This window comes from Flavobacterium sp. (assembly GCF_028712645.1).
GTDB lineage: Bacteria > Bacteroidota > Bacteroidia > Flavobacteriales > Flavobacteriaceae > Flavobacterium.
The window spans coordinates 1-24,093 of the sequence record NZ_JAQTPQ010000022.1; the positions used below are offsets into that span (position 1 = coordinate 1).

Annotated in this window: 31 protein-coding genes; 15 read left to right on the forward strand and 16 right to left on the reverse strand. The window is 33.4% G+C overall.

Annotation, left to right across the window (positions count from 1 at the left end; all coding sequences use genetic code 11):
• The 7 genes from PHC28_RS02980 to rsfS all read right to left on the reverse strand — a co-directional run.
• The coding region (locus tag PHC28_RS02980; RefSeq protein ID WP_300096502.1) for a Fe-Mn family superoxide dismutase at positions 1-536 on the reverse strand (536 nt) is incomplete at its 3' end.
• An 8-nt stretch (positions 537-544) separates the two neighbouring features.
• Positions 545-814 (reverse strand): acyl-CoA-binding protein, encoded by a 270-nt coding sequence (locus tag PHC28_RS02985; protein WP_300096503.1) that lies wholly within the window; start codon positions 812-814, stop codon positions 545-547.
• Positions 811-1,467: a phosphatidylserine decarboxylase family protein gene (locus tag PHC28_RS02990; protein WP_300096504.1), complete on the reverse strand. Its 657-nt coding sequence runs from the start codon at positions 1,465-1,467 to the stop codon at positions 811-813. Before PHC28_RS02990 ends, PHC28_RS02985 begins: the two co-directional genes overlap by 4 nt.
• Positions 1,457-2,347, reverse strand: coding sequence for a phosphatidate cytidylyltransferase (locus PHC28_RS02995; protein ID WP_300096505.1), 891 nt, complete (start codon positions 2,345-2,347; stop codon positions 1,457-1,459). Before PHC28_RS02995 ends, PHC28_RS02990 begins: the two co-directional genes overlap by 11 nt.
• Position 2,348: 1 nt before the next feature.
• A complete protein-coding gene (locus tag PHC28_RS03000; protein ID WP_300096506.1) occupies positions 2,349-2,951 on the reverse strand; it encodes a lactate utilization protein B/C in 603 nt (200 codons plus the stop codon).
• 112 nt (positions 2,952-3,063) lie between these two features.
• Entirely contained in the window at positions 3,064-4,989 is a 1,926-nt protein-coding gene (ftsH, locus tag PHC28_RS03005; RefSeq protein ID WP_300096507.1) for an ATP-dependent zinc metalloprotease FtsH, read from the reverse strand.
• Positions 4,990-5,003: 14 nt separating this feature from the next.
• Complete coding sequence (gene rsfS, locus PHC28_RS03010; RefSeq protein WP_300096508.1) at positions 5,004-5,375, reverse strand: ribosome silencing factor; 372 nt, start codon at positions 5,373-5,375, stop codon at positions 5,004-5,006.
• Between the two features lie 95 nt (positions 5,376-5,470).
• Between rsfS and PHC28_RS03015 the strand changes: the two genes are divergently transcribed.
• On the forward strand, positions 5,471-6,199 hold the full coding sequence (locus PHC28_RS03015) for a biotin--[acetyl-CoA-carboxylase] ligase (RefSeq protein WP_300096509.1): 729 nt from the start codon (positions 5,471-5,473) through the stop codon (positions 6,197-6,199).
• An 83-nt stretch (positions 6,200-6,282) separates the two neighbouring features.
• On the opposite strand, the gene PHC28_RS03020 is transcribed toward PHC28_RS03015, so the two are convergent.
• Both PHC28_RS03020 and pyrE read right to left on the reverse strand, forming a co-directional pair.
• Positions 6,283-6,675, reverse strand: coding sequence for an SRPBCC family protein (locus PHC28_RS03020; RefSeq protein WP_300096510.1), 393 nt, complete (start codon positions 6,673-6,675; stop codon positions 6,283-6,285).
• 54 nt (positions 6,676-6,729) lie between these two features.
• Entirely contained in the window at positions 6,730-7,377 is a 648-nt protein-coding gene (gene pyrE, locus PHC28_RS03025; protein ID WP_300096511.1) for an orotate phosphoribosyltransferase, read from the reverse strand.
• A 7-nt stretch (positions 7,378-7,384) separates the two neighbouring features.
• Between pyrE and PHC28_RS03030 the strand changes: the two genes are divergently transcribed.
• Together PHC28_RS03030 and PHC28_RS03035 are read left to right on the forward strand one after the other, a co-directional pair.
• Complete coding sequence (locus PHC28_RS03030; protein ID WP_300096512.1) at positions 7,385-7,987, forward strand: NUDIX domain-containing protein; 603 nt, start codon at positions 7,385-7,387, stop codon at positions 7,985-7,987.
• A gap of 60 nt (positions 7,988-8,047) precedes the next feature.
• The gene (locus tag PHC28_RS03035; protein WP_300096513.1) at positions 8,048-9,394 is read left to right on the forward strand and encodes a DEAD/DEAH box helicase; all 1,347 of its coding nucleotides are present in this window, start codon (positions 8,048-8,050) and stop codon (positions 9,392-9,394) included.
• Between the two features lie 102 nt (positions 9,395-9,496).
• Here the strand turns inward: PHC28_RS03035 and PHC28_RS03040 are convergent, their stop codons facing one another.
• The 4 genes from PHC28_RS03040 to PHC28_RS03055 form a co-directional block, all read right to left on the reverse strand.
• Complete coding sequence (locus PHC28_RS03040) at positions 9,497-10,300, reverse strand: hypothetical protein (protein ID WP_300096514.1); 804 nt, start codon at positions 10,298-10,300, stop codon at positions 9,497-9,499.
• 37 nt (positions 10,301-10,337) lie between these two features.
• Positions 10,338-10,910, reverse strand: coding sequence for an alkylphosphonate utilization protein (locus PHC28_RS03045; RefSeq protein WP_300096515.1), 573 nt, complete (start codon positions 10,908-10,910; stop codon positions 10,338-10,340).
• Positions 10,911-10,983: 73 nt separating this feature from the next.
• Positions 10,984-11,442 carry a pantetheine-phosphate adenylyltransferase gene (coaD, locus tag PHC28_RS03050; RefSeq protein ID WP_300096516.1) on the reverse strand — a complete coding sequence of 153 codons (459 nt, stop codon included), beginning with the start codon at positions 11,440-11,442 and terminating at the stop codon, positions 10,984-10,986.
• A gap of 31 nt (positions 11,443-11,473) precedes the next feature.
• Positions 11,474-12,448, reverse strand: a complete 975-nt coding sequence (locus PHC28_RS03055) for a D-alanine--D-alanine ligase (RefSeq protein ID WP_300096517.1) — start codon at positions 12,446-12,448, stop codon at positions 11,474-11,476.
• A gap of 119 nt (positions 12,449-12,567) precedes the next feature.
• Here PHC28_RS03055 and PHC28_RS03060 point away from each other — a divergent pair, with 119 nt between their 5' ends.
• Positions 12,568-13,182 carry a PASTA domain-containing protein gene (locus tag PHC28_RS03060; RefSeq protein WP_300096518.1) on the forward strand — a complete coding sequence of 205 codons (615 nt, stop codon included), beginning with the start codon at positions 12,568-12,570 and terminating at the stop codon, positions 13,180-13,182.
• A complete protein-coding gene (locus PHC28_RS03065) occupies positions 13,172-14,215 on the forward strand; it encodes an RluA family pseudouridine synthase (protein WP_300096519.1) in 1,044 nt (347 codons plus the stop codon). Before PHC28_RS03060 ends, PHC28_RS03065 begins: the two co-directional genes overlap by 11 nt.
• Positions 14,216-14,333: 118 nt before the next feature.
• Here the strand turns inward: PHC28_RS03065 and PHC28_RS03070 are convergent, their stop codons facing one another.
• The 3 genes from PHC28_RS03070 to PHC28_RS03080 form a co-directional block, all read right to left on the reverse strand.
• Positions 14,334-14,798, reverse strand: a complete 465-nt coding sequence (locus PHC28_RS03070) for a VOC family protein (RefSeq protein WP_300096520.1) — start codon at positions 14,796-14,798, stop codon at positions 14,334-14,336.
• Positions 14,799-14,961: 163 nt separating this feature from the next.
• Complete coding sequence (locus PHC28_RS03075) at positions 14,962-15,270, reverse strand: hypothetical protein (protein ID WP_300096521.1); 309 nt, start codon at positions 15,268-15,270, stop codon at positions 14,962-14,964.
• A 53-nt stretch (positions 15,271-15,323) separates the two neighbouring features.
• Positions 15,324-16,964: a CoA-disulfide reductase gene (locus PHC28_RS03080; RefSeq protein ID WP_300096522.1), complete on the reverse strand. Its 1,641-nt coding sequence runs from the start codon at positions 16,962-16,964 to the stop codon at positions 15,324-15,326.
• A 225-nt stretch (positions 16,965-17,189) separates the two neighbouring features.
• On the opposite strand from PHC28_RS03080, the gene PHC28_RS03085 reads away from it, so the two are divergent.
• The 10 genes from PHC28_RS03085 (at position 17,190) to PHC28_RS03130 (ending at position 23,792) form a co-directional block, all read left to right on the forward strand.
• Positions 17,190-17,819, forward strand: a complete 630-nt coding sequence (locus tag PHC28_RS03085; RefSeq protein ID WP_300096523.1) for a Crp/Fnr family transcriptional regulator — start codon at positions 17,190-17,192, stop codon at positions 17,817-17,819.
• Positions 17,820-17,884: 65 nt separating this feature from the next.
• Entirely contained in the window at positions 17,885-18,688 is an 804-nt protein-coding gene (locus PHC28_RS03090; protein WP_300096524.1) for a sulfite exporter TauE/SafE family protein, read from the forward strand.
• Positions 18,689-18,765: 77 nt separating this feature from the next.
• Positions 18,766-20,178, forward strand: coding sequence for a rhodanese-like domain-containing protein (locus PHC28_RS03095; RefSeq protein WP_300096525.1), 1,413 nt, complete (start codon positions 18,766-18,768; stop codon positions 20,176-20,178).
• 1 nt (position 20,179) lies between these two features.
• Entirely contained in the window at positions 20,180-20,383 is a 204-nt protein-coding gene (locus tag PHC28_RS03100; RefSeq protein ID WP_300096526.1) for a hypothetical protein, read from the forward strand.
• On the forward strand, positions 20,380-20,682 hold the full coding sequence (gene trxA, locus PHC28_RS03105; RefSeq protein WP_300096527.1) for a thioredoxin: 303 nt from the start codon (positions 20,380-20,382) through the stop codon (positions 20,680-20,682). Before PHC28_RS03100 ends, trxA begins: the two co-directional genes overlap by 4 nt.
• Positions 20,682-20,879 carry a DUF6132 family protein gene (locus PHC28_RS03110; RefSeq protein WP_300096528.1) on the forward strand — a complete coding sequence of 66 codons (198 nt, stop codon included), beginning with the start codon at positions 20,682-20,684 and terminating at the stop codon, positions 20,877-20,879. Before trxA ends, PHC28_RS03110 begins: the two co-directional genes overlap by 1 nt.
• 27 nt (positions 20,880-20,906) lie before the next feature.
• On the forward strand, positions 20,907-21,110 hold the full coding sequence (locus tag PHC28_RS03115) for a DUF2892 domain-containing protein (RefSeq protein WP_300096529.1): 204 nt from the start codon (positions 20,907-20,909) through the stop codon (positions 21,108-21,110).
• 2 nt (positions 21,111-21,112) lie between these two features.
• Complete coding sequence (locus PHC28_RS03120; protein WP_300096530.1) at positions 21,113-21,733, forward strand: methyltransferase domain-containing protein; 621 nt, start codon at positions 21,113-21,115, stop codon at positions 21,731-21,733.
• Positions 21,730-22,182 carry an isoprenylcysteine carboxylmethyltransferase family protein gene (locus PHC28_RS03125; RefSeq protein WP_300096531.1) on the forward strand — a complete coding sequence of 151 codons (453 nt, stop codon included), beginning with the start codon at positions 21,730-21,732 and terminating at the stop codon, positions 22,180-22,182. Before PHC28_RS03120 ends, PHC28_RS03125 begins: the two co-directional genes overlap by 4 nt.
• Before the next feature lie 149 nt (positions 22,183-22,331).
• A complete protein-coding gene (locus tag PHC28_RS03130) occupies positions 22,332-23,792 on the forward strand; it encodes an FAD/NAD(P)-binding oxidoreductase (RefSeq protein WP_300096532.1) in 1,461 nt (486 codons plus the stop codon).
• The last annotated feature ends 301 nt before the right edge of the window (positions 23,793-24,093 follow it).

The following is a 24,093-nucleotide window of genomic DNA, read 5'->3' on the forward strand; positions in this document are numbered from 1 at the left end:
GTCCAAGCTGAGCCAAATTGCTTTTCTGCTTCTTCTTTAAATGCTGCTTTAAAGTTGTCAATTGAGCCGAATCGTTTTGTAATTGCAGGTGTCAAACTGTCTTTTACGACTTCTCCAGTTTTTGGTGTCATACATTTAAAATATAGAGAATGGTTGTAATATCCGCCAGCATTATTCCTGATTTCATCATTATTTGGGTCTAATTTTGCCAAAATTTCTTCGATGGTCAAGTTCTCTAAATCTGTTCCTGCCAAGGCTTTGTTCAAATTATTGGCGTAAGACAAATAATGTTTGGAGTAATGCATTTCCATAGTCAATGCTGATACATTTGGTGCCAAGGCATCGTAAGTATAAGGTAATTTTTCTAATTGAAAAGCACCATCATTTGCCTTCACATCATCAGGATGTCCTATGGCTATTTTTTCTTGGGCTGTTGGCAATGGCACTTCAACCACTTCGGTGAGTTTTTTGTCGTTACAAGAAAGTAAAACGGTAGTTAAAAGTAAACCAGATATTAGAAAATGAATCTTTTTCATAGTGAGAACTATTTTTCCAATAAGGAATTTATAATTTCAATGTATTGTTCTTTGGCCTCATCAACAGATAAATGACTTATTTGAATCCAAGCATTGGTTTTGAAAGCATTTCTTAAATCAAAATGTTCCGATTGATTGTAATTTGCAGTTCCAAAAGTGGCTTGTTTATAAAAGGCATAAAGCCGTAGCATCACATCTGGAGGTAATTCGGTGTGACTCATATTCGAAGCAATTTCAAATGCTTCTTGAAATCGGGTATCTAAATCTTTTTTGGTCATTCCGCTTTTGTTGCAATTATTGTTTTCCCACCAATGGCTTTTTGATTAAGGGTGACATTTATGGGTGTTCCCAAAGGTAAAAACACGTCAACTCTTGAGCCAAATTTGATAAATCCTGCGTCTTCAGCTTGAGTTACCTGCATTCCTTCTTCGGCATAATTGACGATTCTTCGTGCTAACGCTCCAGCTATTTGGCGATAAAGAACTTTACCGAAAGTTTTATTTTCGATTACAATCGTGGTTCTTTCGTTTTCTTCGCTTGCTTTTGGATGCCAAGCTACCAAAAATTTCCCTGGATGGTATTTACTGAATTTTACAATTCCGCTAAGGGCATAACGGGTTACGTGAACATTGATAGGCGACATGAATATAGAAACCTGAATGCGTTTTTCTTTGAAATATTCGCCTTCGTAAACTTCTTCTATCACAACCACTTTTCCGTCAACAGGAGATAAAATTTGGTCTTCGTTTTTTATGAAGTTTCGTTTTGGGTTTCTGAAAAATTGTAAAATGATAATCAAAAACACAAAAGTGACAATTTGAACGGACATTCTAATCCAATTGGTGTCAATGAATTTATCGGACAATAAAAGTACAACTGCCGTAAAAACAGTTCCGAATAAAATGGATTGAGCGCCTTCTTTATGAAACATAGTTTAAAATTTGGTAAAACAAAAATACAATTGGTGCCACAAATATAATACTATCTAGTCGATCTAGAATGCCTCCGTGGCCAGGCATTATTTTTCCGCTATCTTTTACTCCTGCAATACGTTTAAATTTCGATTCGATTAAGTCACCAATTGTTCCAAAAATACCCACGATTAGGGCTATTGATGTCCAGATTAGTATTGATTTTTCGCTAAATTCTGGTTTTGGTTTTATGTAGAATTTAGAAATTAAAAAACCAGCCAAAACTGCAAAAATGATGCCTCCTAGGAATCCTTCTATGGTTTTCTTGGGAGATATTTTTTCAAATAATTTGTGAGTACCTATTGATTTACCTACGATGTAAGCAAAAGTATCATTGGTCCATATTATGATGAATAATCCAATAATTATCTTGGGATTATAATCATTAATTCCAAATGAAATTTTAGTGATAAAAATGAAAGGCAATGTAATATAACCCAAAAGGTATAAATATTTAGAAGAAGTACTTATTTCTTGAACGGAATCATAAAATAAGAATAAGATACATTTAACGGAAACAACAATAGTTACTGCTAAAAGGATAAGATTTAGTTGTTGTATGTTTATGTTTAAATCAATTTTTGATTGAAAAATACTATTTAAAAAAGCAGACGTTTGTTTGTTATAATGGCTAACTAAAGTAATAATAGCATAAACAGAAATTCCTGATAGAATTGGAATAAAACTATTGATTTTCACTAAATGAGAAAATTCATAAATAGTGATAATTAAAAAAACTCCAAATAAGATAAAAAAAGTTTCCGTTGAATAAAGGATTGAAGCTAGCAATAAAATTACATAAATAGCACCAGATATTGATCTCTTGAGTGTTTCATTCATTTTAAAGATCTTCTAAAAGCAATAAATATAGATTTTTGGCGGAACTTCCGTATTGGGTGAAATCTTCCTCTTCAACTTTTTCGAAATATTTTATTGTAGTAATATTTGTTGGATAATCTTTGACGTATTTATTTTTAATAACACTTAGTCCGTCACTTTTTGTTCCAATAATCTGGCTAGTTGTTGCTATAACAATGATATTGGCTGGAAGTTCGTTTGGTTTATGCTGCTTAATTTGTTTGGAAGAAAACAATATTGAACCTTCATCAGCAATCACGTTTTCACAGTTTGCTAGAAGAAACGATGGGCTTTTTGGTTTGTGATATGTAATTTTATTTTCTTCGAGCATACTAAAAAGCTTAGGCTCATAACACAAAGCTTCGCTTTCAAACCAGTCATTTTCTTCTAGTATATTTTCAAATTGGTCATTTACTTCGGTTTCATTTTCACAGTACAAAAATTTACCTCCATTTTTTTTGAAATTATAGATAAACTGCTCATCTAGTGGAGCATTGATGTCAGGAGAATATTTGCTATATTCTTTATCTTTTTCTTCTTCTGAAGGCGGATTATTAGTGCCAAAAATTTTTCTGAAAAGACTCATATTTTTTTAAACTACTATTGTTTGTTATTTAAAACCGTTCAAAGATAAAAAAATCTTAATTCAAAAGTCATTTTTGAATTAAGATTTTAAAAATTATGTAAATTATATGCTATTAAGATACTACTTCTTCAAGATTGGAATCAAAAGTTCTTCTTCCGAAAATAGCTTCTAAGTCGTCTTTGAAAATAACTTCTTTTTCAATCAAAATGTCAGCAAGTTGATGCAATTTATCTTTATTTTCTTCCAATATTTTAATGGCTCTTTCGTATTGACTTTCTATCAACAATGAGATTTCCTTGTCAATAATCATCGCAGTTTCTTCAGAATAAGGTTTAGAAAAACTGTATTCGCTTTGTCCGCTTGAATCGTAATAAGTAACATTTCCTATTTTATCATTCAACCCATAAATGGTTACCATTGCTCGAGCTTGTCGAGTTACTTTTTCTAAATCACTCAATGCTCCAGTAGAAATTCTGTCAAAAGTTACTTTCTCTGCCGCTCTTCCTCCCATTGTAGCACACATTTCATCTAGCATTTGGTCAGTGCGAACAATCAAGCGTTCTTCTGGCAAATACCAAGCCGCTCCAAGACTTTGGCCTCTAGGAACAATCGTTACTTTTATTAGTGGTGCTGCGTGTTCAAGCATCCAACTCACTGTTGCGTGTCCCGCTTCGTGAATGGCAATCGCTTTCTTTTCGTCTGGAGTTACAATTTTATTTTTCTTTTCTAATCCACCTACAATTCTATCTACGGCATCAAGGAAATCTTGTTTATCTACTGCGGTTTTATTATTTCTTGCAGCAATCAAGGCAGCTTCATTACAAACATTTGCAATATCTGCTCCTGAAAATCCTGGAGTTTGTTTTGCTAAAAACTCGGTATCAAGACCTTCAATTTTTTTCAATGGAGCAAGGTGAACTTCAAAAATTTCTGCACGTTCACGAATATCGGGTAAGTCAACAAATATTTGTCTGTCAAAACGACCTGCACGCATTAAGGCTTTATCAAGAACATCTGCTCTGTTAGTTGCAGCTAAAACAATAACATTCGAATTGGTTCCAAAACCGTCCATTTCGGTTAGTAATTGGTTCAATGTATTTTCACGTTCGTCGTTTCCGCCAGACATATTATTTTTCCCTCTTGCTCTTCCCACAGCATCAATTTCATCGATAAAAATGATTGCTGGTGATTTTTCTTTGGCTTGTTTAAACAAGTCACGTACTCTCGATGCACCAACACCTACAAACATTTCCACGAAATCAGAACCTGATAATGAGAAGAATGGAACTTGCGCTTCACCAGCTACAGCTTTCGCTAATAATGTTTTTCCTGTTCCTGGAGGACCAACAAGTAAAGCACCTTTCGGAATTTTTCCTCCCAGATTGGTATATTTTTCAGGGTTTTTCAAGAATTCTACAATTTCCTGAATTTCTTCTTTAGCACCTTCTAAACCTGCTACATCTTTGAAAGAAGTTTTAATATCCGTTTTTTCGTCAAAAAGCTTAGCTTTCGATTTTCCAATATTGAAAATTTGTCCGCCACCACCACCTGTGCCACCTGACATTCTTCGCATAATGAATATCCAAACCCCAATGATGATGATGATTGGCAATAAGCTTACTAATATGTCTGTCCAATTATTTTTTGGTAAGAAATTAAAATCTTTCAATTTTCCTGCAGCTACTGCTTTCTCTAATTTAGTTTGGAAAAGTTGATCATTTCCAATAATGAAAGTATAGTGAGGTCCTTTGTTAGGACGATCTAACATATCTTTTGCTACTTTTTTATTAGCGGGTTCCTTTAATGCTGAAGCAGTCAGATAAACTTCTGCCTCAGATTTATTGTAAACTATCACTTTTTCAATCTCACCTTTTTCAAGATACGCATTAAAGCTGGAAGAGGTTAATTGTGCTGGTTCCGAAAAGTTAGAACCTCCTGTTAAAACACTTATTGTCAAGAAAATCAGTGCTATTGCGGTATAGACTAACCACGGACTAACCTTGAATTTATTCGAATTTGGATTGTTATCTTTAGCCATTTCAGTTTCTTACTTTAGTATTTATTTTCAATTTTGGTAATTTTGGCATCACCCCAAAGGCTTTCGATATTATAATATTCTCGAATGTGTTTCTGGAAAACATGCACCACGATATTTACATAGTCCATAAGAACCCATTCGGCATTATCAGTGCCTTCAACGTGCCAAGGCTTGTCTTTTAATTCTTTAGAAACTGTTTTTTGAATAGAGTTAACGATGGCGTTAACTTGTGTGTTTGAATTACCGTTGCAGATGATAAAATAGTCACAAACGGCGGTGTCTATTTCTCTTAAATCCAGAATATCTATGTCATTTCCTTTTACTTCTTCGATTCCTTTGATGATGTTTGCCAATAGAACATCATTATTTACTGTCTTTTTTGCCATGAATTATTTTTAAATAAGTTTGTAAAGTTACCATTTTTTGTGATTATTTTTGAACCTTAACACAATATTAAATTCTCTTCCACAAATAACTTCTTATGAAACTAATCAAACTCGATGCCATAGATTCCACAAATGAATTCCTGAAAGGATTATCGAGTAATCAAATATTAGAAAACTTCACCGTGGTTAGTGCCGAAAACCAGAGCAAAGGTAAGGGACAAATGGGCTCTGTTTGGACTTCTGAGCCTAGTAAGAACTTAATAATGAGTGTTTTGGTCAAGGATTTTTTAACAGATAGTGGTCGTATTTTTAATGTAAATATTGCAGTATCACTCGCGGTTATTCAGGTTTTAGAAACGCTGAACATTCCCGAATTAAGTATAAAATGGCCAAACGACATAATGTCATATAATAAAAAAATTGGCGGAATTTTAATTGAAAACAGTATAAAAAGTAACGGAACCATCATTTCAATTGTGGGTTTAGGACTGAATGTCAACCAAACTGATTTTGAAGATTTGCCAAAAGCATCTTCCTTGGCTGTTATTTGCAAGACTACTTTTGACAAGGAAGAGATTCTTCTGAAGATTGTCGAAAAATTGGAACAAAATATAAAATATTGGAATCAAAAGGCTGATTTATTATGGGAGGAATATACAAATAAACTATTCAAAAAAGGAATTCCAATGCCTTTTTCAGATCAAAATGACCAAAATTTTATGGGAATTATTCAAGGTGTAAATACTATTGGAAAACTAGAAATTCTTCTAGAAAATGATTCAATTTCTGAGTTTGATATCAAAGAAATTCAAATGTTGTATTGAGTATTTACTGTTGCCTTAAAACAAAAAAACCTTTCAGTTTTTTACCAAAAGGTTTTTGCATATAAGAAAAAGAAATTAGGGATTTACAATTTCCCCATATTTCCTGCCAAAGTTTCGATGAATTTTGAAATAGGACCTTTAATCATCATCGCCATCATTGCATTGAATTCGCCTTCAAAGTCTAATTTCACATCACTTGAATTATCTGAGATAGCATTGATTGTTGCAGTTAAAGTGAAGGATAATTTATCACTCGCCGAACCCAAAACTATTTTGTTTGGTGCCGCTTTTTCTTTTGTTTTTAGTTTTATTTCGGGCATTCCCTTTAATCCAAAAATAAAAGAATCATCGCTAGTCACTTCAAATTTCGCAATATTTTCAGGCATTAATTTCTCGAAATTTCGTACATCGCTTAATAAATCAAATAATTCTTGTGCTGATTTTTCGACAGTAACTTTGGGGCTTTCTAGGTTCATTTTTTATTTTCTTAATTGAATATTTAAAGTAATGTTCTTCTTTTTTTTGGAATGTTAGACTTTTACACCCCAAGTTGACGGACTCAAGTTCCATTCTCTCAAAGTTTCTTCTTCTTCCTCGGTGATGTATTTTTTGGCAACAGCTAAATTCAATAAATTTTGATAATTGCTCAAAGTTAATAAATCAACATTAGCTTTTTTGAAATTTTCTTGAGCAATGTCAAAACCATAAGTAAATATCGCAGCCATTCCTTTTACATTTGCACCTGCAGCTCGTAAAGCTTCTACAGCAAGTAAGCTACTGTTTCCAGTACTTATCAAATCTTCGACAATAACTACATTTTGTCCTTTTTGTAAAAAACCTTCGACTTGGTTTTGTCTTCCGTGTTTTTTTGGTTCTGGACGAACATAAACGAATGGCAAGCCTAAACTTTCAGCAACAAGCATTCCAATTCCTATTGCTCCAGTGGCTACACCAGCAATTACATCAGGTTTTCCAAATTGTTTTTCAATATGTTTAGAAAATTCGTCTCGCACATAATTTCTTATAGCTGGAAATGAGAGAATTATCCGATTGTCACAATAAATCGGTGATTGCCATCCTGAAGCCCACGTAAAAGGATTTCTTGGATTCAATTTAATTGCATTTATTTGCAAAAGTAATTCGGCAGTTTTTTCGGCGGTATCTTTATTAAATATCATAGTACAAATGTATAAAGTTTTTGTGAACGACAAACCACTTTTTTTGACAAATGAAATCTCAAAGGAGACTAATTTTCAGATTTTTTTATTAGAAAGTATTGACATTAAGCAACTTATTGTTAAAATGTTTCAAAATAAAATTCAGAAGGCTTATTTGTATCATCCTGATGAAAAGCAGATTATGAAAACCCTGAAATCAAAAATCCCCGTAAATAAAGCTGGTGGAGGATTGGTTTATAACAAAAAAGGGGAAGTTTTATTTATTTTCAGAGGTGGAAAATGGGATTTACCAAAAGGTGGAACTGAAAAAGGGGAAGAAATTGAAGAAACAGCAATGCGCGAAGTCGAGGAAGAAACTGGAGTAAATAAGTTAACTGTTACCAAAAAACTTCAAAAAACCTACCACGTTTTCAAGCGTAGTGGTAATTATAAACTCAAAATAACACATTGGTTCGAAATGCATTCTGATTTTGACGGAATTCCTTTTGGACAAATCGAAGAAGGTATCGAAAAAGTGGCTTGGATTCATCCGAATGAAATGTCTGAAATATTAAAAAATTCTTATGAAAATATTAAACTATTGTTTGAAGAAGAAAAGCTCACTAAATAGGAATATTTTTTAATTCAACATTCATAACTTATAATTCATAATTCATTTTACCTTTGCAAAATGAATAAAAAACACCATTCCAATAATTTACTTCTCAATTTAGGTTTCGAAAGCCTAAACGAAATGCAAGTTGCTGCCCAAGAAACTATTTTGAGCGATAACAATGTTTTATTGCTTTCGCCAACAGGTTCTGGAAAAACACTCGCTTTCTTGTTGCCCATTTTCGAAATGTTGAAACCTGAAATTCTTTCTGTGCAATGTTTGATTCTAGTTCCATCAAGAGAATTAGGACTTCAGATTGAGCAAGTTTGGAAAAAAATGGGAACAGATTACAAAGTAAATGTTTGTTATGGAGGGCATTCCATCGATACTGAAATCAAGAATTTAAGTAATCCGCCGGCAGTTTTAATTGGGACTCCAGGAAGAATTGCTGACCATATTGACCGTGGTACTTTTCGTTTGGACAAAATTGAAACCTTAATTCTCGACGAATTTGATAAGTCTTTGCAGTTGGGTTTTCACGAGCAAATGTCATTCATCATTGGTAAATTATCTAAACTAAACAAGCGTGTTTTGGTTTCGGCGACTTCTGATATTGAAATTCCAAAATATACAAGAGTTGTCAATCCTACGATTTTGGATTTTATTCCAAACGAAGAAGAAACAAACAATCTTTCTATGAAAATGGTCGTTTCGAAAGAAAAAGATAAAATTGGAAGTTTGTTCAATTTAATTTGTTCGTTAAAATCACAATCAGCTTTGGTTTTTTGTAATCACAGAGACGCAGCAGAACGCATTAGCGACACTTTAAACGAAAAAGGAATTTATTCCACCTATTATCACGGCGGAATGGATCAGGACGAGCGAGAACGAGCTTTAATCCAATTCCGAAACGGAAGTGTGAGCTATTTAATCACAACCGATTTGGCAGCACGTGGACTCGATATTCCCGAAATGAAACACGTAATCCATTACCATTTACCATTAAAAGAAGACGAATTTACCCATAGAAATGGTAGAACTGCTCGTATGCTAGCTTCGGGAACAGCTTATATCATTGCTCACGATAGCGAAAAAAAGCTGGATTATATTGATTATGGAATGCCAGTTTTGAAAGTAGAAAATTCAACAACTTTACCAAAACCACCAGAATTTCAAACTATTTATATCAGTGGCGGAAAGAAAAATAAATTGAATAAAATTGATGTTGTTGGATTCTTTTCTCAAAAAGGAAAACTCGAAAAAGGCGATTTAGGATTAATCGAAGTGAAGGATTTTATTTCGTTTGCCGCCGTAAAATTCAACAAAGTAAAAGATTTACTTCACAATATCAAGGACGAAAAAATGAAAGGAAAGAAGTTCAAAATCGAAGTTGCCAGAAAGGTGATTAAGAAAGAAGAGGAGTAGTTCAGATTAAACATCTACATAAAAAAACAAAAACGTCTTGATTTCTCAGGACGTTTTCGTTTTTTTTGCTAACTGCTATAAGAGTGTTTTAGACGTTGTCTTTTATATTAATTCTCTATTTATTGAACTTTCAATTCCTTTCATTATCATTACATATAATTCTCTTGACAATTCTATATATACTTTTTCCTTTTCTTCTTTTTCAAACCACATATCATTCCAAGAACCCATTCCTCCAAAAACTAATGCTTTACTTGCAGACATTAATAATTGTCTATTTTTGATTTCATAATTTTCCCAACAGATTAAATCTGTATGATAAAAATCTATTTCTGGATTTTTATTTTCTAAAGTGATTTTACTATTCTCAAATGTTTTACCCCAATTTTCAGTAGTTTCTTGGTATGCAAATTCTGTAATTTTTTCAAGAATATTTTTTAAACTATTCCTGATTTCTATTATATCATATTGGCGATTAATTGTTGCTCTTTTGGAAATTGATTTACCATAAATTACGTTCCAAGGTTTATCTTTTATTTCTTTATTATGTTTCCAATTACTAATCCAAAAATCAGAGTAATTTTTATAAATACATTCAATATACCAATTTCCACCTCCGCCAACAAATGCAGAAGTTCTATAGTCATCGTCATTTTCTGATTGATAATATAGTGAAAGTTTTTGACAACCATTTTTTTTCAAAAAATCAAACCATTCAATTGGATTATTTGCAATTATAATTTCTGTGTCTTTAGTAAATATGTTTTTCTTCATTTCTCTAAAGTCAACAGTATTACAATGTTGGAAAGTTGAATTTTGAGGATAAAACGAATGAGTTTTATTCTGTTTTAAATATTCATTTCCATAAGATACAGTTGCAATTGTTTGGGCTAATATTCCTGTCATTTAGTTTTTTTAAAGATAATGGATAACTAACTGCTAACTATACTTTCTTCACGTATTGTGTAATAATTACAATCGTTTGTCCGTCAACTCTACCTTCAATATATTCGGCATTTTCGTGATCTAGTCTAATGTTACGAACCGCAGTTCCTTGTTTGGCAACCATACTGGAACCTTTCACTTTCAAATCTTTAATCAAAACTACTGAATCGCCAGTAGCAAGAATTACTCCGTTTACATCGCGATGTACAATTTTATTTTCATCTTCTTCGCCTTCGCCAGTGGCTTGAGCCCAAGCTAAAGTATCTTCATCTAAATACATCATATCTAGCAATTCTTTTGGCCAACCAGCTGCTCGCATTCTGCTTAACATTCTCCAAGCAACTACTTGCACTGCAGTGTGCTCGCTCCACATACTGTCATTTAAACATCTCCAATGATTCAAATCTACATTATCTGGATTTTCAATTTGGTCGATACAAGTCGAACAAGCCAATATACTTTCGTCAATTCCACCTTTTTTTGTTGGTAAAACGGTATATACTTTTAAGTTTTCTGTTGCAGCGCAAAGTTCACATTGAGAACCGCTACGTTTATGTAATGCTCTTTCCATTATATAGTTTTGTGTGTTTTATTTTTTGCAAAAATAGGGTTAAATAACGCTTATCGCAAATTTATGAGTAATTCTATTTTTTTACTTTAACTGCCTCTGGAACTAATAATTGATATTGACCATTATGTCGAATCACGTCTCTAACGATGCTGGAACTTATAAAAGACGTTTTTGCAGCGGTCAACAAAAATACGGTTTCAATTTTTGACAATCTTCTATTGGTGTGGGCGATGGCTTTTTCGAATTCGAAATCAGCAGGATTGCGCAATCCTCTTAGAATAAAATTGGCATTTATTCTATGACATAATTCGATTGTCAAGCCTTCATAAACAATGACGGAAACTTTTGGTTCGTTCTTGAAAGTCTCTTCGACAAAGCGTTTTCTGTCTTCAAGCGAAAACATATATTTTTTTTCGGCATTGACGCCAATGGCAATTACAATTTCGTCAAATAGTGGAATTCCTCTTCTTATGATATCTTCGTGACCTAGAGTTATTGGGTCAAAAGATCCTGGAAAAATAGCTTTTCTCATCTTTTTAGTTGAGTTTATTTAAAATAATCATTTATTCGGACAAAGCCAATTCAATAGCATTGCTAAACAAATCTTCCAATGAAATTCCAGCAGCTTTAGCTTGTTGTGGAATTAAACTTTCGGTGGTGAGGCCAGGAATGGTGTTCATTTCAAGCATATAAGGTTCTCCGTCCACAAAGATGAATTCGCTTCTAGAAAAACCTTTCATCTTTAAAACTTCGTAAGCACGTTTTGCCACTTCGCTCACTCTTTTTGTCATTTCGGCCGAGATTCTAGCCGGTGTAATTTCCTGTGATTTTCCTTGATATTTGGCTTCGTAATCGAAGAAATCATTCTCCGAAACTATTTCGGTTATAGGTAAAACGGTTATATTTCCTTTATAATTGATGACACCTACGGAAACTTCGGTGCCGTCAAGGAAACTTTCGATGATGATTTCGTTGTCTTCTTTGTAAGCGACTTCAATGGCGATTGGTAATTCGTTAGCTGTTTTTACTTTTGAAATTCCAAAACTGGAACCCGATTTATTGGGTTTTACAAAGCAAGGTAAACCAACGGTTTTTACAATTTTGTCAGTATCAATGTGTTCGCCTTTGTTTAAATAATAAGAAGTAGCGGTTTTGATTCCGTAAGGTTTTAAAACAGAAAGCATATCCCGTTTGTTGAACGTCAATGCAGCTTGATAATAATCGCAAGACGATTGTGGCATTCCTATTAATTCAAAATAAGCTTGCATCAATCCATCTTCGCCTGGAGTTCCGTGAATGGCGTTGAAAACACAGTCGAAAGTGATTTTTGTTCCATTTACTGTGGCTGAAAAATCGTTTTTGTCAATTGGAAATTCAGCATCGTTATCATCGACATAAACCCATTTTTCTTTAAAAATGTGAATTCGGAAACCTTTGAATTTAGTTTTGTCAAGAAATTGGTAAACGACGTTTCCGCTGATTAATGAGATTTTGTATTCGCTTGAATATCCGCCCATTATGATGGCAATGTTTTTCATTTTAAAAGTTTAAAAGTTTAATCGTTTAACCGATTAATCGATTAAACGTTTTCTAAACAAAATTAGAATTTTTTTTCGAACGAAATAGCTTTATCTTTGTGACTTATAAAAATAAATTTATGAGTTTACGTAAATATCTAGGTAGCCGCGTGTTTTTTACGCAATCATTAGCTGCGCTTGCCATCATTTTTGTTTTGGGTTACTTTTTTATGCATTGGTTGACTTTCACCACAGATCACGGTCACGAAATTACAGTGCCTAATTTAGCTAAATTGACCGAGGAACAGGTCGAAGAAAAATTGAATGAATTAGACTTGGATTATGTGCTTTTGGATAGTGTAGATTACAATAAAGATTATCCAAAATTTAGCGTTGTCGAGCAAGATCCTTTGCCTGGAGCCAAAGTAAAAGTGGGCAGAAAAGTCTATATCAAGATAAATGCTTCGGGATTTTCGTCGGTTCGAATTCCTGATTTAATTCAAAAAACGTATCGTGAAGCGTTGCCACCTTTAAAAGCTTTGGGACTTGAAGAAGGAACCATTATTTATATTCCGAATCTTGGAAAAGATATGGTGCTCGAAATGCGTTTCAAAGGACGAAATGTGAAAGTAGGCGATAGAGTTTTGAAAGCTTCCAAAATTGATTTGGTGTTGGGTGACGGTAAAGAAAGTTACTCCGAGCAAGTAGATAGCACGGCAACACCAACTGATCAAATGGCTCCAAATGAACAGTAATATTGATACTTCAGAAGATTTAGACGAAGAATTATTTGAGCATTATAGATTTGACGTTCCCAAAGGGCAATTGCTCTTGAGAATCGACAAGTATTTGATGAATATGATTCCGAATGCTACTCGAAATAAAATCCAAAATGCTGCGACTGGTGGTGATATTTATGTGAATGATGTTCCCGTAAAATCGAATTACAAAGTTAAACCTTTTGATGTGATACGTATTATGTTGTCGCATCCGCCGTTTGAAAATAGGGTTGACCCCGAAGATATTCCATTGAATATTGTTTATGAAGACGACGCACTTTTGTTAGTCAATAAACCACCCAATTTTGTGGTGCATCCAGGTCACGGAAATTATACGGGAACTTTAGTGAATGCTTTGGCGTTTCATTTTGAGAATTTGCCAATGAATAGTAGCGAACGTCCAGGACTAGTTCATCGAATTGACAAAGACACTTCAGGACTTCTTGTCATTGCTAAAACCGAAGCTGCAATGACGCATCTTGCCAAACAATTTGAAGCCAAAACAACCGAAAGAGAATACATCGCGATGGTTTGGGGAAATGTAGTTGCTGATGAAGGAACGATTGAAGGCAACATTGCTCGTCACGTAAAAGACCGAATGCAAATGGCTGTTTTTGCCGATCCCGAAATTGGGAAACCTGCTGTGACACATTATAAAGTGTTGGAACGTTTTGGTTATGTGACTTTAGTTTCTTGTATTCTCGAAACGGGACGAACACACCAAATCCGTGTTCACATGAAACACATTGGTCATCCACTTTTTAATGATGCCCGTTATGGTGGTGATTTAATTTTGAAAGGAACTACATTTACGAAATACAAACAATTTATTGATAATTGCTTCAAGGCTTTGCCAAGACAAGCTTTGCACGCTAAAACACTTGGTTTTATGCATCCTACAACGGGAGAATATATGCGTTTTGACACAGAATTACCACAGGATTTTCAGGATTGTATTGAGAAATGGAGAGGCTATTCGAAAACACATACTAGTGAAGAAGAGGAATAAAAATGCTAAGATTGGGTCACGGATGATGCGGATTTTGGCGAATGTAAACGGATTTTTATTTGTTTTAAGATAAAAGAAAAGCCCTTTCGAAAGTTGCGAAAGGGCTTTTTTATTGTGATTATTCTCCCGAAAACATTTTGTTCATTCGTGTCTGCATTTCTGCTAGGGGAACGTCTTCAATATGGGTTGCTATCATCCATTTATAACCAAATGGATCAAGTACTTGCCCGGCTCGGTCTCCGTAAAATTCGTCTTTCACGGGCATTATTAAGGTGGCTCCCGCATCAATTGCTTTTTGAAAGACTTGGTCAACATCTGCCACATACAAACCAATGGTCACTGGATTTCCACCCAAGGTGTCAGGGCTTTTGGTTCCCCAATTTGGGTTTTCGTCCGCCATCATTAATAGCGAACCTTCAATTTCTAGTTCGGCGTGTGCTATTTTACCATCAGGCATTAACAAACGAAGTTTTTCGATTGCTCCAAATGCTTTTTTGTAAAATTCTATTGCATCGTTGCACCCTTTAATGTTGATGTAGGTATTAAGCGAGTTGGCTCCTGGATAAATGTGTGATTTTGCCATAACTTTTAGTTTTTAATTTATGAGTGAGATTAATAACGTAAAGTATGCTTTGAATAGTATTTTGTCTTGCTTGATTTTGAGGGAATTGATTTTATTCAGGAATTAATAAATATTGTTGTCTAAATGAAAATAAAGGTATTGATATAGTTTGAGGAGATAAATCTTAATTAAAATACATTACAAATATGAAGTCAGATTCCATTAATTTTTGAAATACATCTACAACTAATCCATTTTCTTCATTAGTTGAATAACCTTTCTTAATTCTTGCGGTACAAGTTTCTTCGTTAATATCTTCAAAATATATTTCTCTTAGCCAATAAGTGAGTCGAGAATTACCAATACAGTGTTTTACTTCAACTTCACGTCTGGTTAGAGAACCAGTTAAATAATCATTACATACAAATCTCTTAAATTCTTCCGAATATCTTGATTGCCATTTTGATGAATATTCTTTTGAATATCTTTCCATATTTTTACACTTTTTGTGTAAAGCTATTTTAGGACAAGACAGACTTCTAAAAATTAACTATTTACTGGTTTCCAAAGTCCATAACCTCCATTGAGATTCACAGAATTAATACCATTGTTTCTCAATATTCGTTGTGCCAAATAACCTCTTAAACCAATTTGACAGTAAATAACATATTTTTTGTTATTGTCAAAGAAATCTAGATTTTCTCTGAAAGTATCAATATCCATATTAATAGCATTCGGAATCGCTCCGTTTTCGAATTCTGTTTTGGTTCTAACATCAATTAGAGTTGCATTTTCGGTTGAAAGATAATCGTCTAATTGGTCATAATTAATAAATCTAACATCATCGTTCAACATATTTTCAGCAACATAACCTAGAATATTTACGGGATCTTTGGCAGAATTATAAGGTGGAGCATAAGCGATTTCGATTTCTTGTAAATCATAAATGGTCAAATTTCCTTTTATTGCTGTTGCAATTACATCGATGCGTTTGTCAACACCTTCTCTTCCTAAAGCCTGTGCGCCATAAATAGTTCCATCTTCTGCAAAATTCATTTTCAAAACAATATTGGTAGCTCCAGGATAATAACTGGCGTGATTGGCTCTAGTAACTGTTACTGTTCTGTATGGAATATTGTAGCGTTTCAAAAGTTTTTCGTTAAGTCCGGTGGCTGCAACAGTCAAGTCGAAAAATTTAATTATCGAAGTTCCCAAAGTTCCTTTGTACGAAATTCTATTTCCTCTTGTGATATTATCGGCAACAATTCTTCCTTGTCTGTTCGCTGGCCAAGCAAGCGGAATCAACACTTTTACTTGATTGATAAAATGGAAAACCTCTACAGCATCACCCACAGCATAAATATTTGGATCTGAAGTTTGCATAAATTCGTTAACGGCAATTCCGCCTGTAACACCTAATTCTAGTCCAGCAGCTTTTGCCAAACCATTTTCAGGTTTTACACCAATAGCAAAAATAACTGCATCAGCCAGAATCGTTTTGCCATTATTCAATTTTAATTCAATTTCGTTGCCTTTATCTTCAAAAGCTTCAACACCTGTGTTTATAAGAATATTTAGGTTTTTAGCAGCAGCGTGATGTTGTACCATTTTGGCAAACTCATAATCAACCGGAGCCATAACTTGATTTCCTAATTCGATTACGCTTACGTTGAGTCCAATATCTACTAGATTTTCGGCAACTTCTAAACCAATGAAACCACCACCTACAACGGCAATGTTTTTTAAATCTTTGGTATTAGCAATGATTCGGTCCATATCAGCGACATTTCGTAGTGTCATTATTTTATCGGAATCTATTCCTGGAATATTGGGTCTGAAAGGTTCAGCACCAGGAGATAATAACAATTTATCGTAGGTTTCAGTATAAATTTCTTTTGTAATTACATTTCTAACTTCGACTGTTTTTTCTTCTTTATTTATTTTTAAAACTTCATTAAAAATACGTACATCTAAATTATACCTTGTTTTTAAAGAAGTAGGTGTGTGCAATAATAATTTGGAACGTTCCACAATTACGCCTCCAATATGATAAGGTAATCCACAGTTTGCAAAACTGACGTGTTCTCCTTTTTCGAAAATTATAATTTCATTTTCTTCGCTCAATCTTCTTAATCTTGCTGCTGCAGTTGCTCCACCGGCAACTCCGCCTATAATAAGTATTTTCATATCTAGAGTATTAATTTGTGTTTAATTCTGGAACAAATTTCGGGAAACATATTATAAGAGTTTGTAGCTTTTGTTACATATATTCAAATGTTTGGAGCGAAATCAAAAATTAATAGAAAATAATTCAAAGCATTGTGGATAAAATTAGTAGAAAGTGTTTTTTGTTTTGTCTTTAAACTGAAAAAATTTAACGAAATTTACCATTCATAAAAATGAAAATCAAGAATGAAAGAATTACTCAAACAGACTTACGGCTATATATTTGAAGACAAATTGATTGATGAAATTGCTCAGGTTTCTTTGTTAAGAGATTTCAAGGAAGGAGATATTCTTATAGATTTTGGTGATTCTATTCGAAAAATGCCTTTATTGGTAACGGGAGCAATTAAAATATTACGCGAAGATTTTGACGAAGGAGAGTTGTTATTGTATTTTATTGAAAAAGGAGATACTTGTGCAATGACGATGGCGTGTTGTATGGGAGAAACCAAAAGCGAAATTAGAGCTGTTGCCGAAACAAAAGGAACTGTTGTTATGATTCCTGTAATTAAAATGGAAGAATGGTTGGGTAAATACAAAAGCTGGAGGAATTACGTTTTTAATAGTTATAACAATCGCTTGAAAGAAATGTTGTCAGCGATAGACAACTTGGCTTTTATGAATATGGATGAACGCTTGTTGAATTATCTTCACGATAAATCTAAAATTAATAATTCCAATGAAATTCACAGCACTCACCAAGAAATTGCCTATGATTTACATACTTCGAGGGTTGTGGTTTCTCGATTATTGAAAGCCTTGGAAAATAAGGGTAAAATTAAATTAAATAGAGCTTCCATCGTATTGTCTAATTAGCCGTAACAATTGTTACAGACTTAGTTTCTTAAAAAAATTACTTTTGTATCTATAAAAATAATTTAATGGAAACATCTAATTTAGTAGGATACATTTTGGCGGTTTTTGTGGGGATGACCCTCGGTATGTTAGGTAGTGGTGGTTCTATACTTTCGGTTCCAATTTTAGTTTATGTGATGGGAATCGAACCCACATTGGCGACAGCTTATTCCTTATTTGTAATTGGGACAACCTCGTTGATTGGTGGATTTCACAAGGCTAAACAAAAATTAGTTGATTTTAATAAGGTTTTTTTATTTGGAATTCCAGCCGTGATTTCGGTTTTTATTACTCGAAAATTCATAGTTCCTAAAATTCCGAATGTTATTTTTGCCACTGAAAATTTCACCTTGAACAAGTCGATTCTAATTATGGTAGTCTTTGCCTTTGTGATGATTTTTGCATCGGTAAGAATGATAAAACCTTTGAAAGAAAGAATAATTTCTGATGGAGAAACACTCAATTATTATAAAATAGTAGTAATGGGAATTCTCATTGGACTTGTTTCAGGATTTGTTGGTGCTGGAGGTGGATTTTTAATAGTTCCTACTTTATTGTTTTTTGCAAAAACACCAATGAAGATGGCAGTTGGAACCTCGCTTTTTATAGTTTCCTTGCAATCATTAATTGGCTTTACAGGTGATATTATGGGAAACCAAATCATCGATTGGAAGTTGTTGCAAATGTTTACTTTAGCATCGATAGTCGGAATTTTTATAGGAAATTTTATTTCTAGAAAAGTTGCAGAGGAAAAACTTAAAACAGGATTTGGTTGGTTTGTTCTCACAATGGGAATTTACATCATTATTAAAGAGATTTTCTTGTCCTAATGTTTTACTAAATGTAACTTTTGATACTGTCTTTGAATAAAAATTAAATAAATTTACATTATAATACACTTTGAAAAATGAAAATAGAACAAATTTACACAGGTTGTTTAGCGCAAGGTGCTTATTATATTGAGAGTAATGGCGAGGTTGTCATTATTGATCCATTGCGCGAAGTACAGCCTTATATTGACAAAGCTAGTTTTGATAATGCAAAAATAAAATACATTTTTGAGACTCATTTTCACGCTGATTTTGTTAGTGGTCACGTGACTTTGGCCGAAAAAACTGGTGCACCAATAATTTTTGGACCAACAGCAAACCCAAGTTTTGATGCACATATTGCAAAAGATGGTGAAGTTTTTCAATTGGGAAATATTACCATCACTTTGTTACACACACCTGGACATACGTTGGAAAGTTCTTGCTATCTTTTGAAAGATGAAAACGGCAAAGATTATGCACTTTTTAGTGGAGATACTTTGTTTTTAGGTGATGTGGGAAGACCAGATTTAGCCCAAAAAGCAGCTAATATGACGCAAGAACAACTGGCTGGAATTTTATACGAAAGTTTACGAACTAAGGTAATGACTTTGGCAGATGATGTTATTGTTTATCCTGCTCACGGTGCCGGAAGTGCTTGCGGAAAAAATTTAAGCAATGAGACTGTGGGTTCTATTGGTGAACAAAAACAAATCAATTATGCACTTCGTGCTAATATGACCAAAGAGGAATTTATAGATGAAGTTACGGATGGATTATTGCCACCGCCTGCTTATTTTCCAATGAATGTACAACTCAATAAAGAAGGTTACGAAAATGTCGAAGATATTGTAAAAGAAGCTACAGCTTACGATGCCTTCACGTTTGAATATGTTGCAAATGGTACTGATGCGCTGATATTGGATGTGCGCAATCAAGATGAATTTGCTAAAGGTCATATTCCAAAATCTGTTTTTATTGGAATAGATGGTGCATTTGCCCCTTGGGTTGGCTCATTAATTTTAGATATAAAACAACCCTTGCTTTTAGTAACGCCAAAGGGAAGGGAAGAGGAATCAATCATTCGTTTAGCAAGAGTTGGGTATGACAACACGATTGGCTACTTGAAAGATGGATTTGAAACTTGGAAAAATTCTGGAATGCAATACGACACTGTGAACTCTGTTTCGGCCGAAACATTGGAAGAAATAATGGAAGAAGATAAAGAAACTCTAGTTTTTGATGTTAGAAAACCTGGGGAATATGCTGCAGAACATATAGTTGGAGTTCATTCAACGCCACTAGATTTTCTTAATGAGCATTTAGCCGAATTTCCAAAAGAGGACACCTTTTATTTGCATTGTGCTGGTGGTTATCGTTCCGTGATTGCAGCTTCTATATTAAAAGCAAGAGGTTATCACAATTTAGTAAATGTTTTGGGAGGTTTTGCAGCCATTAAAAAAACGGGAATAAAAACAACAAATTATGTTTGTCCCTCAACTTTAAAATAAGATGAAAGAAATTATTTTTTCGAATTGGCATATAACACGATGGATTCGCTTAGCATTTGCTTTGTTTTTATTTGCTCAGGCATATATGCAACGAGAATGGTTTTTTATAGCATTTGGTTTATTTTTTCTGTTTCAAGCCATTTTTAATTTAGGCTGTGGGCCAAATGGTTGTGCAGTTCCAAACAATAAATATTCAAAAAGATGAGTAAAAGTTTCGATTCTATTATTAAATCAGAAAAACCAGTTTTGATTGATTTTTCGGCAGATTGGTGTGGTCCTTGCAAGATGCTTGCTCCAATTTTAAAACAGGTAAAAGACAGCTTGGGAGAACGAATTACAATAATTAAAATTGATGTGGACAAAAATCAGGCATTAGCTTCAAAATACCAAGTTCGTGGAGTTCCAACAATGGTTTTGTATCAAAATGGGAAGCAATTATGGAGACAATCGGGGGTTTTGTCTAAAGAAGAAATAATAAAAATCATTGTAGAAAAAAGTAACTAATGACTAAAAAATCAATTATCATCACGGGGATAGGAATAGTTGTTGGTGGTATTGCGGGCTATCTTTATTATTTTTATGTGGGCTGTGCAACGGGAACTTGCGCTATAACATCCAAACCATTAAACTCTACTTTGTATGGTGCGCTAATGGGTGGATTGATATTCAATATGATTATAAAATCACCAAAAAAATCTTAATATTTTAACCAATTAAATTCAAAAATTATGAAAAAAAACATGGGTTCTACAGACAAAATTATTCGTATTTTAATAGCACTTGTAATAGGAGTATTGTACTACACTGAAACAATTAGCGGAACAACTGCTTTGGTTTTAGGAGCTTTAGCAATTATTTTTGTACTTACAAGTTTCATTAGTTTTTGCCCTTTATATTTACCTTTTGGCATAAATACTAGAAAGAAAGAATAATTTTGGAAGTTGAAAAGAAAATTATTAATTCCTTCGGAAACCCATTAGATCAAGAATATTGGGATGCTAAATATAAAAACAATACCACTGGTTGGGATTTAGGCGAAGTTTCTCCGCCAATTAAAACTTATATTGATACTTTAGAAGAAAAGAATATAAGTATTTTAATTCCCGGTTGTGGCAATTCGTATGAAGCGGAATATCTTTTAAAACAAGGTTTCACCAATGTTTCCGTAATTGATATTGCGCCAACATTGGTAGAAAACCTTTGTTTAAAATTCAAAAACAATCCTAATATTAAAATAGTTTTAGGTGATTTCTTCGAACACGAAGGAAAATATGATTGGATAATCGAACAAACATTTTTCTGTGCTTTGCCACCCGAAATGAGAAAAAAATATGTATCGAAAATGTATCAACTTTTATCCAATAATGGCAAATTAGTTGGTTTATTGTTTAATAAAACATTTGATTCAGGGCCGCCTTTTGGAGGAAGCAAGCAAGAATATGAGGAACTTTTCAAATCTGATTTTGACTTTTTAAGGATGGAATTGTGCCAAAATTCAATTGCTCCCCGAGCTAATTCGGAGTTGTTTATTGAACTTCAAAAAAAGACCAATTGAAAACTACTTTAAAAGATTATTTATTTGTTACTATTCAATTCTTCTTGTTTTTCTGTTTTATTTTTGATCTGAATGGATCAATGAATTTGAGTTTTAGTATACAAAAAGCTGGACTTTGGATTACCATTTTGGGTGGAATTATCATTGTTTTAGCTTTGTTGCAACTCAATAAAAATCTTTCTCCCTTTCCCACACCAAAAAACAATACCACACTGTTGCAAAATGGATTGTACAAGTATATGCGACATCCTATTTATACGGGAATTATACTTTTTTTTATTGGAGATAGCGTGTATCAAAACTCGTTTTATAAATTAGGAATTTCATTGCTATTGGTGGTTTTGTTTCACTTCAAAACTAATTATGAAGAGCAGCGATTAGAACAAAAATTTCCCGATTATAAATTGTATAAGAGTAAAACCACAAAGTTCTTTCCTTGGGTTTACTAAATTTATTGATACTCCTTATTTTTTAACTAATTAATATTCTATTTTAAAAGTAAATACGATATCGTTTGAGTTAAAATAATTATTATGTAACTAATGTTACAAAATGCTTTAAATCAATAATTTATATTTGGATAAATAAATTATTCAATATGTCAAAAATAGTAATTTTAGGGGCGGGAATTGCGGGTCATACTGCGGCCGCACATTTAAGAAGGAAGTTATCTAGGGAACACGAAGTGGTTGTAGTTTCTCCTAATAGAAATTACCAATGGGTTCCCTCAAATATTTGGGTTGGAATAGGGAGGATGAAACCAAAAGATATCTATTTTCCTCTAGAACCTTTATATAAAAAGAAAGGTATAGGATACATACAGGCTAAAGTGGTTTCGTTTCATCCTGAAGGAGACACTTCTGAAGAAAAACCTTTTGTGTCGGTAGAATATCTTTATGGAGGTAATGCCGGAACACAAGAAAAAGTAACCTATGATTATTTGATTAATGCTACTGGGCCAAAACTTGCTTTTGAAATGACTGAAGGTTTAAATCCGGGAACAAACAAAGCTTTTTCAGTTTGTACCTATGATCACGCCGAACACGCTTGGCAAGGTTTGCACGATTTGATCAAAAAAGTAAGAAGTACAAAGGAAAAAGTTAAAATTCTTATTGGCACGGGTCATCCGAAAGCAACTTGTCAAGGTGCTGCTTTTGAATATATTTTAAATGTTGAACAAGAGCTGAACCGTCATAATGTAAGAGATAAAGTAGAAGTCACTTGGATTTCTAATGAATACAAATTAGGCGATTTTGGAATGGACGGAATGTTGATGAGCGTGGGAGGAAAACCAACACCATCTGATGAATTAGTCGAAATGGTTTTTGCTGACAGAGGAATCAAATGGATTTTAGGTGCAGGAGTGACTAAAGTAGAAGAGGGAATTGCTCATTACGAAAATTTAGAAGGTGAACACAAAACCGAAGATTTTGATTTTGCGATGTTGATTCCCGCTTTTTCAGGTCACGGTTTCAAGGCGTTTGATAAGAATAACAATGATATTACGGATAAATTATTTAGAGGTTTTATGATTGTTGATGCAGATTATTCTCCAAAACCTTACGAAGAATGGACAGTTCAAGATTGGCCAGAAACCTATCAAAATCCAAGTTATCCCAATATTTTTGCTCCAGGAATTGCTTTTGCACCGCCACATCCAATTTCAAAACCAAGAAAAAGCAAAAATGGAACAGATATTTCTCCTTCACCACCACGAACAGGAATGCCATCAGGAATCACTGCTAAATTAGTAGCTGATAATATTATTGATAGTATAAAATCAGGAAAAATTTCTCTAGATCATAAAGGATCAATGGGGAATATGGGTGCTGCTTGTATTGCCTCTTCGGGTTATGGAATATTAAAAGGTAGAGGAATCAGTATAACTACCTATCCTATTGTTCCTGATTATGTTAAATATCCTAATTCTGGAGGAAGAAATATTCATAAAACTTTTGGAGCACTTGGTTTAGCAGGACATTGGGTTAAATTATTGTTACATTATGCTTTCCTATATAAAGCCAAAATGAAACCATTTTGGTGGTTAATTCCTGAATAAAGGAATAAACCTAAAAAGTTAATTCCAGAATAATTCATATTTAAAAATAAGTTTAAAATAAAATAGTATGACAAAAAAAATAACACGTTTTCAAAAATTTGTAATGCACAATCCTTTTATTCAGTTCTTTATGTTTATATTTTTAAATTTAAAAATATTAAGTGTAGTGGCATTTGGACACGGAGGAACAAGAGAAACTAAACATTAATTAAAAATGTTTTTAAAATAAAAAAAAGTATTTCATTGCGGAATACTTTTTTTATCTATCTTTGTTAACCAAATGGTTAAACTATATAGTTAA

What these genes read in the sequence shown, in the direction of transcription:
- PHC28_RS03055 (WP_300096517.1), bottom strand. Translation starts at nt 12,448, where the DNA reads ATGAAAAACATTGCCATCATAATGGGCGGATATTCAAGCGAATACAAA.
- PHC28_RS03070 (WP_300096520.1), bottom strand. Translation starts at nt 14,798, where the DNA reads ATGGCAAAATCACACATTTATCCAGGAGCCAACTCGCTTAATACCTAC.
- coaD (WP_300096516.1), bottom strand. Translation starts at nt 11,442, where the DNA reads ATGAGAAAAGCTATTTTTCCAGGATCTTTTGACCCAATAACTCTAGGT.
- PHC28_RS02985 (WP_300096503.1), bottom strand. Translation starts at nt 814, where the DNA reads ATGACCAAAAAAGATTTAGATACCCGATTTCAAGAAGCATTTGAAATT.
- PHC28_RS03075 (WP_300096521.1), bottom strand. Translation starts at nt 15,270, where the DNA reads ATGGAAAGATATTCAAAAGAATATTCATCAAAATGGCAATCAAGATAT.
- PHC28_RS03110 (WP_300096528.1), top strand. Translation starts at nt 20,682, where the DNA reads ATGACTAAAAAATCAATTATCATCACGGGGATAGGAATAGTTGTTGGT.
- PHC28_RS03045 (WP_300096515.1), bottom strand. Translation starts at nt 10,910, where the DNA reads ATGGAAAGAGCATTACATAAACGTAGCGGTTCTCAATGTGAACTTTGC.
- PHC28_RS03040 (WP_300096514.1), bottom strand. Translation starts at nt 10,300, where the DNA reads ATGACAGGAATATTAGCCCAAACAATTGCAACTGTATCTTATGGAAAT.
- PHC28_RS03130 (WP_300096532.1), top strand. Translation starts at nt 22,332, where the DNA reads ATGTCAAAAATAGTAATTTTAGGGGCGGGAATTGCGGGTCATACTGCG.
- PHC28_RS03100 (WP_300096526.1), top strand. Translation starts at nt 20,180, where the DNA reads ATGAAAGAAATTATTTTTTCGAATTGGCATATAACACGATGGATTCGC.
- PHC28_RS03065 (WP_300096519.1), top strand. Translation starts at nt 13,172, where the DNA reads ATGAACAGTAATATTGATACTTCAGAAGATTTAGACGAAGAATTATTT.
- PHC28_RS03015 (WP_300096509.1), top strand. Translation starts at nt 5,471, where the DNA reads ATGAAACTAATCAAACTCGATGCCATAGATTCCACAAATGAATTCCTG.
- PHC28_RS03035 (WP_300096513.1), top strand. Translation starts at nt 8,048, where the DNA reads ATGAATAAAAAACACCATTCCAATAATTTACTTCTCAATTTAGGTTTC.
- rsfS (WP_300096508.1), bottom strand. Translation starts at nt 5,375, where the DNA reads ATGGCAAAAAAGACAGTAAATAATGATGTTCTATTGGCAAACATCATC.
- pyrE (WP_300096511.1), bottom strand. Translation starts at nt 7,377, where the DNA reads ATGATATTTAATAAAGATACCGCCGAAAAAACTGCCGAATTACTTTTG.
- PHC28_RS03115 (WP_300096529.1), top strand. Translation starts at nt 20,907, where the DNA reads ATGAAAAAAAACATGGGTTCTACAGACAAAATTATTCGTATTTTAATA.
- PHC28_RS02990 (WP_300096504.1), bottom strand. Translation starts at nt 1,467, where the DNA reads ATGTTTCATAAAGAAGGCGCTCAATCCATTTTATTCGGAACTGTTTTT.
- PHC28_RS03095 (WP_300096525.1), top strand. Translation starts at nt 18,766, where the DNA reads ATGAAAATAGAACAAATTTACACAGGTTGTTTAGCGCAAGGTGCTTAT.
- PHC28_RS03080 (WP_300096522.1), bottom strand. Translation starts at nt 16,964, where the DNA reads ATGAAAATACTTATTATAGGCGGAGTTGCCGGTGGAGCAACTGCAGCA.
- PHC28_RS03090 (WP_300096524.1), top strand. Translation starts at nt 17,885, where the DNA reads ATGGAAACATCTAATTTAGTAGGATACATTTTGGCGGTTTTTGTGGGG.
- ftsH (WP_300096507.1), bottom strand. Translation starts at nt 4,989, where the DNA reads ATGGCTAAAGATAACAATCCAAATTCGAATAAATTCAAGGTTAGTCCG.
- PHC28_RS03000 (WP_300096506.1), bottom strand. Translation starts at nt 2,951, where the DNA reads ATGAGTCTTTTCAGAAAAATTTTTGGCACTAATAATCCGCCTTCAGAA.
- trxA (WP_300096527.1), top strand. Translation starts at nt 20,380, where the DNA reads ATGAGTAAAAGTTTCGATTCTATTATTAAATCAGAAAAACCAGTTTTG.
- PHC28_RS03060 (WP_300096518.1), top strand. Translation starts at nt 12,568, where the DNA reads ATGAGTTTACGTAAATATCTAGGTAGCCGCGTGTTTTTTACGCAATCA.
- PHC28_RS02995 (WP_300096505.1), bottom strand. Translation starts at nt 2,347, where the DNA reads ATGAATGAAACACTCAAGAGATCAATATCTGGTGCTATTTATGTAATT.
- PHC28_RS03085 (WP_300096523.1), top strand. Translation starts at nt 17,190, where the DNA reads ATGAAAGAATTACTCAAACAGACTTACGGCTATATATTTGAAGACAAA.
- PHC28_RS03020 (WP_300096510.1), bottom strand. Translation starts at nt 6,675, where the DNA reads ATGAACCTAGAAAGCCCCAAAGTTACTGTCGAAAAATCAGCACAAGAA.
- PHC28_RS03030 (WP_300096512.1), top strand. Translation starts at nt 7,385, where the DNA reads ATGTATAAAGTTTTTGTGAACGACAAACCACTTTTTTTGACAAATGAA.